Origin of the sequence: Micromonospora sp. NPDC005806, assembly GCF_042871425.1 — a bacterium.
Classification (GTDB): Bacteria; Actinomycetota; Actinomycetes; order Mycobacteriales; family Micromonosporaceae; genus Micromonospora.
This window is the reverse complement of record NZ_JBIAIL010000001.1, coordinates 308,578-321,310: the sequence shown is the minus strand read 5'-3', so window position 1 is coordinate 321,310 and position 12,733 is coordinate 308,578. Positions and strand designations below refer to the sequence as shown.

The 12,733-nt window shown below is 70.1% G+C and carries 11 protein-coding genes; 4 read left to right on the top strand and 7 right to left on the bottom strand.

The features are described from left to right. Window positions 1–35: 35 nt before the first annotated feature. The 4 genes from mmsB to ACFYOS_RS01515 all read right to left on the bottom strand — a co-directional run bounded on the left by mmsB (window position 36) and on the right by ACFYOS_RS01515 (window position 5,087). On the bottom strand, window positions 36–1,334 hold the full coding sequence (mmsB, locus tag ACFYOS_RS01530) for a multiple monosaccharide ABC transporter permease (RefSeq protein WP_387134778.1): 1,299 nt from the start codon (window positions 1,332–1,334) through the stop codon (window positions 36–38). Next, window positions 1,331–2,851 (bottom strand): multiple monosaccharide ABC transporter ATP-binding protein, encoded by a 1,521-nt coding sequence (mmsA, locus tag ACFYOS_RS01525; protein ID WP_387134775.1) that lies wholly within the window; start codon window positions 2,849–2,851, stop codon window positions 1,331–1,333. Before mmsA ends, mmsB begins: the two co-directional genes overlap by 4 nt. 482 nt (window positions 2,852–3,333) lie before the next feature. Continuing rightward, a complete protein-coding gene (ybaK, locus tag ACFYOS_RS01520) occupies window positions 3,334–3,813 on the bottom strand; it encodes a Cys-tRNA(Pro) deacylase (protein WP_387134773.1) in 480 nt (159 codons plus the stop codon). 47 nt (window positions 3,814–3,860) lie between these two features. After that, the gene (locus tag ACFYOS_RS01515) at window positions 3,861–5,087 is read right to left on the bottom strand and encodes a methyltransferase domain-containing protein (protein WP_387134770.1); all 1,227 of its coding nucleotides are present in this window, start codon (window positions 5,085–5,087) and stop codon (window positions 3,861–3,863) included. 250 nt (window positions 5,088–5,337) lie between these two features. On the opposite strand from ACFYOS_RS01515, the gene groES reads away from it, so the two are divergent. The 4 genes from groES (at window position 5,338) to ACFYOS_RS01495 (ending at window position 10,399) form a co-directional block, all read left to right on the top strand. Beyond that, window positions 5,338–5,652, top strand: a complete 315-nt coding sequence (gene groES / locus ACFYOS_RS01510; protein ID WP_109802944.1) for a co-chaperone GroES — start codon at window positions 5,338–5,340, stop codon at window positions 5,650–5,652. Between the two features lie 70 nt (window positions 5,653–5,722). Beyond that, window positions 5,723–7,372, top strand: a complete 1,650-nt coding sequence (gene groL, locus ACFYOS_RS01505) for a chaperonin GroEL (RefSeq protein ID WP_387134767.1) — start codon at window positions 5,723–5,725, stop codon at window positions 7,370–7,372. A 124-nt stretch (window positions 7,373–7,496) separates the two neighbouring features. Beyond that, window positions 7,497–9,170, top strand: coding sequence for a molybdopterin-dependent oxidoreductase (locus ACFYOS_RS01500; RefSeq protein WP_387134764.1), 1,674 nt, complete (start codon window positions 7,497–7,499; stop codon window positions 9,168–9,170). 59 nt (window positions 9,171–9,229) lie between these two features. Continuing rightward, a complete protein-coding gene (locus tag ACFYOS_RS01495) occupies window positions 9,230–10,399 on the top strand; it encodes a low temperature requirement protein A (RefSeq protein WP_387134761.1) in 1,170 nt (389 codons plus the stop codon). A gap of 60 nt (window positions 10,400–10,459) precedes the next feature. Here ACFYOS_RS01495 and ACFYOS_RS01490 read toward each other — a convergent pair whose 3' ends face one another. The 3 genes from ACFYOS_RS01490 to ACFYOS_RS01480 form a co-directional block, all read right to left on the bottom strand. After that, the gene (locus ACFYOS_RS01490; protein WP_387134758.1) at window positions 10,460–10,597 is read right to left on the bottom strand and encodes a hypothetical protein; all 138 of its coding nucleotides are present in this window, start codon (window positions 10,595–10,597) and stop codon (window positions 10,460–10,462) included. Between the two features lie 12 nt (window positions 10,598–10,609). Continuing rightward, window positions 10,610–11,704, bottom strand: a complete 1,095-nt coding sequence (locus ACFYOS_RS01485; RefSeq protein ID WP_387134755.1) for an SDR family oxidoreductase — start codon at window positions 11,702–11,704, stop codon at window positions 10,610–10,612. Window positions 11,705–11,854: 150 nt separating this feature from the next. Then, window positions 11,855–12,619 carry an enoyl-CoA hydratase/isomerase family protein gene (locus ACFYOS_RS01480; protein ID WP_387134752.1) on the bottom strand — a complete coding sequence of 255 codons (765 nt, stop codon included), beginning with the start codon at window positions 12,617–12,619 and terminating at the stop codon, window positions 11,855–11,857. Window positions 12,620–12,733: the final 114 nt, after the last annotated feature.

Below are 12,733 nucleotides of genomic sequence, written 5' to 3'. Positions count from 1 at the left end.
CTGAAGTGGTGATACGGGGTGGAGGTCGGTGACCGTCAGCCGGGCACCGAGGCCTTGGCGGGCTCGCGGTCCACGTCGGACGACGACGTGGGTGTTCGGGTTCCGTCGCGGCGGAAGTTGCGCGTGATGCTGCCGATGACGGAGAACCGTCCCTGGCTCTTGTTGTAGACGTCGAGCGCGACGGCCAGCAGCAGGACCAGGCCCTTGATGATCTGGACCCGGTCGGTGCCGACGCCGAGGAGCTGCAGGCCGTTGTTGAGCACGGCCATGACCAGACCGCCGACGACCGAGCCGCTGATGGTGCCGATACCGCCGGAGACGGCCGCGCCACCGATGAAGACCGCGGCGATCGCGTCCAGTTCCCAGCCGTTGCCGTCCTGCGGGCCGGAGGCCGCCGACCGGGCCACGAAGATCATGCCGGCCAGTGCGGCCAGGACGGACATGTTCATCATGACGAAGAAGTTGACCCGCTTGAGCTTGACACCGGACAGCTCGGCGGCTCGCGAGTTGCCGCCGACGGCGTAGATGTGCCGGCCGCCGGCGGTGTTGCGGGTGTAGAAGGAGTAGGCGAGGAGCAGCGCCACCAGGATGATGCCGGAGACCGGGAAGCTGGTGCCGACGCGGCCGCTGGCGAAGCGCAGCGCGACGAAGACGATGACGCCGACCATGACGGCCATCCGCAGCACCGAGATCCACATCGGGGCGGGATCGGCGTCCATCTCCCGGCGCGTCCGGCGGGCCTTGAGCTCCCGCCACACCACGGCCACGCACCCGGCGAGGCCGAGCAGCAGCGTCAGGTTGTTGTAACCCGTGTCCGGGCCGACCTCGGGCAGGAACCCGGCGCCGATCGCCCGGAAGCCTTCGGGCACCGGGATGGTGTTCGCGTTGCCGATGAACTGGTTGCCGCCGCGGAAGAGCAGCATGCCCGCCAGGGTGACGATGAATGCCGGAACCCCGATGTAGGCCACCCAGAAGCCCTGCCAGGCGCCGATCACCGCGCCGATGAGGAGGCCGAACAGGATGGCCGCGGGCCACGGCAGCGACCACTCCGCCATCGACTTGGCCACCAGGATGCCGGCGAAGGCGGCGATCGAGCCGACCGACAGGTCGATGTGCCCGGCGACGATCACCATGAGCATGCCGATGGCCAGGATCAGGATGTACGAGTTCTGCTGGAACAGCGCGATCAGGTTGTCCGACCGCAGGGTCAGGCCGTCGGTCAGGATCTGGAACAGGACGACGATCGCCACCAGCGTGAAGATCATCCCGAACTGACGGGCGTTGGAGGTGGTGCCTCCGAAGAGGTTCTTCTGCAGGTCCTTCAGTCGGCTCATCGTGTCTGCATCTTCTTCGTCGAGGTCATCTGCTTCATGAGGGTTTCCGGGTCCGCGTCCTGCCGGGCGATCTCGCCGGTGATGGTGCCTTCGAACACGGTGTAGATGCGGTCGCACAGCCCGATCAGCTCGGGCAGTTCCGAGGAGATGACGACGACGCCCTTCCCCTGGTCGGCGAGCCGCTGGATGATGCCGTAGATCTCGTACTTGGCGCCCACGTCGATGCCGCGGGTCGGCTCGTCGAGGATCAGCAGGTCGGGGTCCGTGAACATCCACTTCGCCAGCACGACCTTCTGCTGGTTGCCGCCGGAGAGCTTGGAGACGCTCTCGTCGACGGTCGGGGCCTTCGTCCGCAGTTCCTTGCGGTACGACTCGGCGGCCCGGTACTCCTCGACCTCGTCCAGCACGCCGTGCCGGGTGATCTTGGACAGCTTGGCGGACACCGTGGACGCCTTGATGTCGTCGAGCAGGTTCAGCCCGATGGCCTTGCGGTCCTCGCTGACGTAGGCAAGGCCGTGGGCGATCGCGTCGGCGACCGACTTCAGGACGATCGGCTTGCCGTCCTTGACGATCGTGCCGGACTCGTACACGCCGTAGGAGCGACCGAAGACGCTCATGGCCAGCTCGGTGCGGCCCGCGCCCATGAGCCCGGCGAAGCCGACGATCTCTCCCCGGCGTACGACGAAGCTCTCGTTCTTGCAGACCTGGCGCTCGGCGGAGATCGGGTGCCGGACGTTCCAGTCGCGGACCTCGAAGAAGATCTCGCCGATCTTCGGCGTGTGGTCCGGGAACCGGCTGCTCAGCTGGCGGCCGACCATGCCCCGCACGATCCGGTCCTCGTCGACGTCGCCCGCCTTGACCTCCAGCGTCTCGACCGTCTTCCCGTCCCGCAGGATGGTGATCTGGTCGGCGATCGCCTCGATCTCGTTGAGCTTGTGCGAGATCATGATCGAGGTGATGCCCCGCTCGCGGAAGCCGCGCAGCAGGTCCAGCAGGTGCTGGGAGTCGGCCTCGTTCAGCGCGGCGGTCGGCTCGTCCAGGATGAGCAGCTTGACGTCCTTGGCGAACGCCTTGGCGATCTCCACCAGCTGCTGCTTGCCGACACCGATGTCCTTGACCAGGGTGTCCGGGTCCTCACTCAGACCGACCCGGGCCATCAGTTCGAGCGCCATCCGGTTCGCGGACTTCCAGTCGATCGCGCCTCGTTTGCGAGGCTCGTTACCGAGAAAGATGTTCTCGGCGATCGACATGTCCGGAATCAGGGCGAGTTCCTGGTGGATGATGACGATCCCGGCGTGCTCGCTGGCCCGGATGTCGGAAAAACGAGTTTCGGCCCCCTGATAGAAGATGTCGCCGTCGTACGTGCCGTACGGGTAGACCCCGCTGAGCACCTTCATCAGGGTGGACTTGCCGGCACCGTTCTCGCCGCAGATCGCGTGGATCTCGCCGACGCGCACCAGAAGGTTGACGTCGGAGAGAGCCTTGACCCCGGGGAACTCCTTGGTGATGCCGCGCATCTCCAACAGGATCGGCGCCTCGCTCACTGCTCGGCCCGCCGCACGACCGTCATGGATGCCTCCGCGAGGGACTGGTTTCCACTTGCCTTAGTTGCCAGTGCAACCTATTGCGGCTGGAAGGACTTTCACAAGCTTCGGGCCTGTAAAAAGGGTAACAATCCTGCAATAAAGGGCGCGGCCAGGCAAGTTCAATATCGGACTGGCACCTGGATGTGAGCAAGGTCACAATTCCTTCGACTCTCCTCCCGGTGTCCCGTCCGATGCAGGTCAATGCGTGCCGTCTCGAACTTCGGGGCGCGGTCGTGGATCCGTCCGGTGGCGATGTCCGGCGGGCCGTCGGGGTGTGCCGCGCAGGTCTGCTCGACATCATCGGCAATGGTGGCGCGGAGCGGTAGAGGGCCCCGGTTCCGGAACTTCTCGGCGGCATCGCCCGCCGGGCGGGTGGCAGCGTGCGGGCAGGTGCCTGGTTGCCGGCCGGTCGTTCAGCGGGCGGCGATGGGCGCGGTGACGGCGTCGGTGAGCGCGACCAGGTCCGCCGGGGCGAGTTGCACCTGCAAACCCCGGCGGCCCGCCGACACGTAGACCGTCGGGTGGTCCAGCGCGGACGCGTCGACCACCGTGGGCAGGCGCCGGCGTTGGCCCAGCGGACTGATTCCGCCGCGCACGTACCCGGTGGCCCGCTCGGCGACCGTCCGGTCGGCCATGGTCGCCCGCTTGCCGCCGGCCGCGGCGGCCAGTGCCTTGAGGTCCACCTCCCCGGTGACCGGTACGACCGCCACGGTGAGCTCGCCGTCGACCACGGTGACCAGCGACTTGAACACCTGCTCCGCCGGCACCCCGAGCGCCGCCGCGGCCAGCGCGCCGTAGTTCGGCGCGTCCGGGGAGACGTCGTACGGGTGGGTGCTGTGGGCGATCTTCCGCTTGGTCAGCAGTGCCGTCGCCGGAGTGCCCTGTCCCGCCATGCCCGACAAGCTAACCCGGCTCGCGGCCGGCGGGCGAGGGGAAACCGTCAGCCGGGAACCGGCCGGCAGACCAGGACCGTCGGCGCGCCGGCCACCCGGGTCAGGACCAGGCTGGCCGCACCGTCACCGGCCAGCTTCAGGTCCCGGCGCAGCCGCTCCGGCTCCAGCGCCGAGCCGCGCTTGAGGATCTCCACCCGGCCGACCCGGCGCTCCCGGAGCAGGGCGCGCAGCCGCTTCAGCGAGAACGGCAGCACGTCGGTGATCTCCAGGCAGCGGGCGAACGGACTCGGTCGTGCCTCGTCGGCGTACAGGTAGGCGATGGTCGGGTCCGCCAGCGTGGCGTCCAGTTCGCCGGCCAGTTCGGCGACCAGGTGCGCGCGGACCACCGCCGGGTCCGGGTCGTACAGGAACCGCCGGACCGGCCCGACGCTCGCCTCGATCTCGCCCGAGCCGGTCAGCTGATAAGCGGCGACCCCTGCTCTGCCGGAGGCGGCAGGAAGGGGCCCTTCCTTCTCCCGCAGCAGGGTGGCGCGGCGGGGGACCTCGGCGAGGGCGCCGCACCAGAGGGCCGCCTCGACCAGGTCGCCGTCGACGCTGACCCACTCGGCCTCGGCGCCCGCCGGGATCAGCGCGTGGTCCAGGCCGGGGGCCACCTTGACCACCGTGCGCGGCACCCGCTCGGCCAACCCCGTGACGAAGTCCCAGGGCGGCGAGTAGGCGTTCGGGTCGAAGATCCGCCGTCCGGTGCCCGCCGCCCGCCGGGCCGGGTCGCAGAAGACCGCCTCCGCCCGGGTCACGTCGAACGCCGTCGCGTCCCCGCACTCCACGGTGAACTGTGCGGCAAGCCCGGCCGCCTCGGCGTTCGCGGCAGCCATCGCGGCGGTCACCGGGTCGGCCTCCACCCCGTACGCCCGGATGCCGGCACGGGCGGCGGCGAGCGCGTCCGCGCCGAGGCCGCAACCCAGGTCGGCGAGGGTGCGCACCCCGGCGGCGCGTAGCCGGGCCGCCCGCCGGTCGGCGACCACCCGCCGGGTGGCCTGCTCCAGCCCTGGGCGGGTGAGGAACATGCCGGCGGCCTCCGGACCGAACTTGCCCACCGCCCGGCGGCGCAGCTCGGCCTGGGTGAGGGCGGCGGCGGCCAGTCCGGCCGGGACGCCGGCCGAGCGGAGCGCGGCCGCCGCGGTCAGCGGGTCACCGCCGGCCACCCCGGCGGCCGCCGCGAGCGCGGCCGACCCCTCGGGGGTACGCAGGGCGGCGAGCTGGTCGGCATCCACCCGGTCATTGTCCCGGTCGCCCGCGACGCGCCGGGCGGCGGGTTGGCACTCTCCTTGACGGAGTGCTAGCCGAGGAATAACCTGCGATTAGCACTCTCACCCTGAGGGTGCCAACGCCCGGGCCCTGGTGCCCGGGGGTTGAACGCCAGGCGGACCGGCACCCGCGACGACGGCCCCGCCCGGTGGCATGTGGCAGATTGACGCGGGTCGGCGCGCCGACCCGCAACGACACCAAGTACCCCAGGAGGGTATGCCCGTGACTACCGCGACCAAGGTTGCGATCAAGCCGCTCGAGGACCGGATCCTGGTCCAGGCGAACGAGGCTGAGACCACCACGGCGTCGGGCATCGTGATCCCCGACACCGCCAAGGAGAAGCCGCAGGAGGGCACCGTCCTCGCTGTCGGCCCGGGCCGCATCGACGACAAGGGCAACCGGATCCCGGTTGACGTCAAGGTCGGCGACACCGTCATCTACTCGAAGTACGGCGGCACCGAGGTCAAGTACGCCGGCGAGGAGTACCTGGTGCTCTCCGCCCGCGACGTCCTCGCGGTCATCGAGAAGTAAGCAACCGATCAGTGTCGTTGCCCCGGTCCGGCTCGCCGGGCCGGGGCAACGACGCTTCGAAGGGATATTGATGGCGAAGATCCTGAGCTTCTCGGACGACGCCCGACACCTGCTGGAGCACGGTGTCAACGCCCTCGCGGACGCGGTCAAGGTCACTCTCGGCCCGCGCGGGCGCAACGTCGTCCTGGACAAGAAGTTTGGTGCGCCCACGATCACCAACGACGGCGTGACGATCGCCAAGGAGATCGAGCTCACCAACCCGTACGAGAACCTCGGCGCGCAGCTGGTCAAGGAGGTGGCGACCAAGACCAACGACGTCGCCGGCGACGGGACCACCACCGCGACCGTGCTGGCCCAGGCGATGGTCCGCGAGGGCCTGCGCAACGTGACCGCCGGAGCCAACCCGACCGGCCTCAAGCGGGGCATCGACGCGGCGGCCGGCAAGGTCTCCGAGGCGTTGCTCGGCAAGGCCGTCGAGGTCTCCGACAAGGAGTCGATCGCGCACGTCGCGACGATCTCCGCGCAGGACGCCACCATCGGCGAGCTGATCGCCGAGGCGATGGAGAAGGTCGGCCGCGACGGTGTCATCACTGTCGAGGAGGGCTCCGCCCTGACCACCGAGCTGGACGTGACCGAGGGTCTCCAGTTCGACAAGGGCTTCATCTCGCCGAACTTCGTCACGGACGTGGAGGGGCAGGAGGCGGTCCTGGAGGACCCGTACGTCCTGATCACCACGCAGAAGATCTCGGCGATCGAGGAGCTGCTGCCGCTGCTGGAGAAGGTCCTCCAGAACAACAAGCCGCTGCTGATCATCGCCGAGGACGTCGAGGGCCAGGCCCTGTCCACGCTGGTGGTCAACGCGATCCGCAAGACCCTCAAGGTCTGCGCGGTGAAGGCCCCCGGCTTCGGTGACCGCCGCAAGGCGATGCTCCAGGACATGGCGATCCTGACCGGCGCCGAGCTGGTCGCGCCCGAGCTGGGCTACAAGCTCGACCAGGTCGGCCTGGAGGTGCTCGGCACCGCCCGGCGTGTGGTGGTCGACAAGGAGACCACCACCGTCGTGGACGGTGGCGGTCAGGCCTCCGAGGTCGCCGACCGGGTCGCCCAGATCCGCAAGGAGATCGAGGCCTCGGACTCCGAGTGGGACCGGGAGAAGCTGGCCGAGCGGCTGGCGAAGCTCTCCGGCGGCATCGCGGTGATCAAGGTCGGCGCGGCCACCGAGGTCGAGATGAAGGAGCGCAAGCACCGCATCGAGGACGCCATCGCGGCGACCAAGGCCGCGGTCGAGGAGGGCACGGTCCCGGGTGGCGGCGCCGCCCTGGCCCAGATCCTGCCGGTGCTCGACGGCGACCTGGGCCTCACCGGCGACGAGAAGGTCGGCGTCTCGATCGTGCGCAAGGCGCTGGTCGAGCCGCTGCGCTGGATCGCCCAGAACGCCGGCCACGACGGCTACGTGGTGGTGCAGAAGGTCGCCGGCCAGAAGTGGGGCAACGGCCTCAACGCGGCCAACGGCGAGTACGTCGACCTGGTCAAGTCCGGCATCATCGACCCGGTGAAGGTGACCCGCAACGCGGTCGTCAACGCCGCCTCGATCGCCGGCCTGCTGCTCACCACCGAGAGCCTGGTGGTGGAGAAGCCGGAGAAGGCCGAGCCGGCCGCCGGTGGCCACGGCCACTCGCACGGTCACGGTCACGGCCACCAGCACGGCCCGGGCTTCTGATCCCACGCCGTACGGCCTGAGTCAGGGCGCACCGCCTTCCCGGCGGTGCGCCCTGATCCGTATCTGGTTACGGAACGCTGACATGGTTGGCGATCGCCCGGTTTGATCGTCAACACTGGTCGGCGTGAGCAGCATGTCCCGCGGCTACGCCGCGCTGGCCGGGGTCACCGCCGCGGCCGTTGCCGTCGGTGCCGCCGAACCGGTGGCCGTCCTCACCGGCCCCCGCTCGGCGCCGCTGATCGCGGTCGGCGGGCTGGTGGTCGACCTGGTGCCCGAGTCGCTCAAGCACTTCGCCATCTCGCTCTTCGGCACGCACGACAAGATCGCGCTGCTGATCGGGACAGGGGTGCTGCTGGCCGCGTTCGCCGCGCTGCTCGGCGTGCTGGCCGCCCGGCGGTTCTGGATCGGCCTGGCCGGCATCGCCGCGTTCGCCGCGCTCGGCGTGGTCGCCGCGCTGACCCGGCCCGGCGCCGACCCTGCCGCGGCGCTGCCCGCGCTGGTCGGCGGTGGTCTCGGTGCGCTGACGCTCTGGGCCTTCGTGGCCGGCCCGCTGGCCCCCGACCTCTGGCCCTGGTCCCCACCCACCCCCGCCGGACCCGCGAGGCCGGCCGAGCCGGGGGAGCGGGGCACCCCCGCGGGCGGGGGCGCGGCACCCGAAGGCCGGCCGGTGGCGCCGGCCCCCGTGGCGCCGGTCGGCGTCCGGGCCGCCGGCCGCGGCGAGGAGACCGATCCGGAGGGGCGGCGGCGGTTCCTGCGCGGCGTCGGCGTGCTGGCCGGCGCGGCGGCGGTGGCCGGGCTCGGCGGGCACTGGCTGGCCGGTCGGCGCGGCGTCTCGGCGGCCCGCCACGCGGTCACCCTGCCGACCCCGTCGGCCGCCGCGCCGGCGGTGCCGGCCGGCGCGGACCTGTCGCTGGCCCAGCTCGCCCCGTATGTGACTCCGAACAGCGGGTTCTACCGGATCGACACGGCCCTGGTGGTGCCGCAGGTGGACCCGGCGACCTGGCGGCTACGGATCCACGGCCGGGTCCGCAACCCGATCGAGCTGAGCTTCGCCGACCTGCTCGCCCGGCCCCTGGTCGAGCGGTACATGACGCTGGCCTGCGTCTCCAACGAGGTGGGCGGCGACCTGATCGGCAACGCGCGCTGGCTGGGCGTACCGATCAAGGAGCTGCTGGACGAGGCCGACCCGGAGGAGGGCGCGGACCAGGTGGTCGGGCGCTCGGTCGACGGCTGGACCTGCGGCACCCCCACGGCGGTGCTCCGGGACGGGCGGGACGCCCTGCTCGCGGTCGGGATGAACGGCGAACCGCTGCCGGTGGCGCACGGCTTCCCGGTGCGGATGGTGGTGCCCGGGCTCTACGGCTACGTCTCGGCGTGCAAGTGGGTGACCGAGCTGGAGCTGACCAGCTTCGCCGACTTCGACGCGTACTGGGTGCCGCGTGGGTGGTCCGCCCAGGGGCCGATCAAGACCCAGTCCCGCATCGACGCGCCCCGGCCACGGAACCGGCTCACCGCCGGCCCGGTCACGGTCGCCGGGGTGGCCTGGGCCCAGCACCGCGGCATCCGCGGGGTCGAGGTACGCGTCGACAGCGGCCCGTGGCAGCCGGCCACGCTCGCCCCGGCGGTCTCGGTGGACACCTGGGTGCAGTGGTCGTGGCGCTGGGACGCCACCCCGGGCGAGCACGCCCTCCAGGTGCGGGCGACCGACGCGGACGGGGTGACCCAGCCGGGGAAGCGCAGCCCGGTCGCGCCGGACGGCGCCACCGGCTGGCACACCGTCCGGGTGACCGTGCGCTGACGGGGCAACCTGCCGGTCAAGTCGGACATCAGCGGCTTCGTCCCCGTTAACCTCGTCGGGTGGAGTCGGGCCGGGGACGCAGGCGCTCGCTGATCCACGGCTACGGGGCGGCCCGGCGGGCCAGCTGGCTGGAACTCTTCTTCGACCTGGTCTTCGTGGTCGCGGTGTTCCGCCTCGGCCAACTGCTGCTGGACGATCCGTCGGCGCACGGACTGCTGGTCTACGCCGGGCTGATCGCCACGATCTGGTGGTTGTGGTTCAGCTTCTCCTACTTCGCGGACCTGTTCGACGACGACCGCCCGCCGAGCCGCCTGGTGCAGCTGACCGCGATGCTGGGCGTGCTGGCGCTGGCCGCCTCCCTGCCGAGTGCGAGCGCCGCCGACGCGAACCGCTTCGCCGTGGCGTACGCGCTGCTGCTCATCCTGCTCACCGGGTCCTACCTGGTCGTGGGCGGGATCGACGTCGAGGCCCGGGAGTTCTGCTGGTGGAACGCGGCGGGCTTCCTGCTGGGCGCGCTGCTCTGGTTCGGCTCGCTGCCGGCGCACCCGCCGCTGCGGTACGCGGTCTGGGCGGTCGCGGTGTTGGTGAACGCCGCGATCGCCGGGCCGCTGGCGTACGCCGCGGTGCGCCGGGCGCCCACCCAGAAGTCGCACATGCCGGAACGGTTCGGTCTGTTCACCATCGTGGTGCTGGGCGAGGCGGTGCTGGCGGTCGCCAACGGCATCGACGCGAGTGGCTGGCGACCAGCCTCGGTGGCGATCGGGGTCGCCGGGTTCGTCATCGCGTGCGGGGTGTGGTGGGTGTACTTCCTCGCCACGTACGACCCGGAGGCGGGCAACCGGGTGCTGCGCGCCGGGCGGCAGGCGACGGTACGCAGCTACTTCTACGCCTACGGCCATCTGGTGGTCTACGCGGCCATCGTGACCGCGGGCGTCGGCGTGGAACTGGCGGCGAAGGCGGCGGCGCACCAGGAGCCCGGCCCCGAGGTGGCCGCGCGGCTGCTCGGCGGCGGCCAACTGGCCATGATGGCCGGCTGCGTGATCATCTATCGGGGGATCGGCGTGTCGGTCACCCGGCCGGTCGCTTTGACCCAGACCGGACTGGCCCTCGTCGCGCTGGTGATCGCGCTGGCGGCACCGCCGCCGCTGGTGGCGGTGGCGCTCAGCGCAGCGGCCTGGGTAGTGCTGGCGGTCGTCGAGCAGGTTTCCGCCTCGCACCGGTCCCGGTGACGGCCGCGGCCCACCCCACGACATGCGCGGAGCGGGCCGCGGCGCTGCTGCCGGACGGACTCAAACGGCGCTGCGTCCGCCAACGGCGGGCCGGATCACGCCGAGCACGAAGCGCGCCCGGCCGGTGACCAGGAACGTGATCGCCTCGGCGACCCCTCGGCCGACCTGGGACGTCCGGCCGGGCCCATTGCCGGGCAAGCTCGGGACCTATTAGTGGCCCAGGTCAGCCGGAGGGAGGAGCTTGCGGTCGATGAGGGACTGCAGCGAATTGCGGAACGCGTCCTGGGTGTCGATCGTGTTGGTGAATCCAGCCTGACGCAGCTTGATCGTGCTCACGAACGCTCGTGGCCCTGCCGGGGCGCCGTGCGCGAAGGCGAAGTCCGCGTGCTGGTCCCCGTACCCGACCAACTCGCGAAGGTTGTGTGACCGAAGGTCGTACTTCGCCACGATGCGGTCCCAGACCGCCGCGTTCTCGACAATGTAGGCCGCCAGGCTGGTCGGTACGTCCGGACCGGCGTCGACACCAAGCGTCTGCGCGAGAGCTGGCCACACGTTGCGCCACTCGAACACGTCGCCGTTGGTGATGTTGAACGCCTGGTTGGCCGCTTGGGGTGACTGCGCGGCCCAGACCATGACGTCGCCGACAAGATTCGCGTCAGCGGCTTCCCAGACGAACGACGGGCCGCCGGGGAACCCGAACGGTTGACCCAGCTCGCGACGGATGGCCGCGTAGACACCGATGGCCGGCAGGACGTTCAACGCACCTGGTGTCGCGCCGGTGACCAACTGTGGGCGCAGCGCCGTGTAGGCGAAGCCATGTTTGGCGCTCATCGTCCGTACGTAGTCTTCGTGGTCGAAGAAGAAGTTCTCATGGTCGTGCCGGGCGTCCGACTCGCGGGCCGGGATCGGGATCGGGTGCAGATGCACTCCGTAGATCTTCGTTCCCTGCAGGATGCTGATGTGCTGGAAATTGGTGGCGTTTGCCACGATCGGCTCCACCACGTTGCGCAGCATGGCGTTGTTGGTGTCGATCTGCGATCGCCGCGACCAGCCGGAGACCAGCTCCGGCTCCTCGTAAATTGCCGTGTAGGCGATGTGTGTGATGTCGGTCAACGGCTCGAGCGCAGCCCGGGTGGCGGCCTCGTCGCGCAGATCGACCGAAAGGAACTCGATCGAACGCCCGCTGGGTAGGTCGGGCTTGCGTCGAGAAACGCCAACAACCTCCCAACCCGCGGACAGGAACTGTTCGATCGCCGCGGTCCCGAGCAGCCCGCTCGCGCCCGTGACCAGCACCTTGTTACGCATGGTTACTCCTTGAGATTTATGTGATGTGTCAATTGAATGACGTGACATGAGCGCTGGGTCGCGTTGCCCGGCCCTTCGCCAGGGCAGGTCACCTTCGGGGTAGCGGATCGCCACGGATGAGGCGTCCGCTACCCCGACTGGCTGCGACCTTTACTGCTGCTGCTGGTACGCGAGGTCGGCGGCAGTCAGACCCTCCAGGGCCATGCCGAACGGGACACCCTCGACGATGCGCCGCAGTAGCCGCTGGTTGAGGGTCTGCTTCTGCAGCGATCGGTACAACCGTGGCTTGCTCGCGAGCTTCCGCGCGATTTCCAATCCACGGGCGTACGCCTGCTCGTGCGGCACCACCTCGTTGACCACGCCCCACCGCTCGGCCGTGGTCGCATCGATGGTCTCGCCCGTCCACAGCAGCCACTTGGCGCGCGCGGTGCCAACAGCTTCTTCCCACACGACCTGAAGTCCGTCGCCTGCCGTGATGCCGAACGTGGGGTGGGGGAAGTCCCCGTACGTCGCCCGCTCGGACGCGATGTGGATGTCGGTCAGCAGTAGGTACTCCGAGTGGACGGTCGCTGGGCCGTTGGCCACGCCCACCACGGGAATCGGCAAGCTGAGCAACCGCTGCAGCACATTGAGCCCTTCGGTGCGAATCTTCTCCCACACCGCGGGCTTGAAGATCTCGCCAAGGCTGGGCCCGTCGATGTTGTCCATGAACACATCGCCGGTACCGGTGATGATCATCGCCCGGTTGTCGGCGTCGAGCGCGATTTCCTCGAGGGCCTTGGGAAGGTCCTCGTGCGTCTGGCCGGTGAACACGACCGGACCGCCGCGGGTCTGGAACCGGAGCGTGAGGATGCCGTCCCTGGTGCGTTCGAAAGCGAGGTCTTTGAACTTGTTGAAGTAGGTCGGGTCAGACATCAGGACTCCGGGTCTGTTCCGTTCCGCGAGTCGCGGTGGCCGGGTCCGTCCCGGCCAGTGGGTGCAAGTCGGTGCCGGGCCCGGATTTTCCCGTCCGGCTCGTCGAGGAACTTA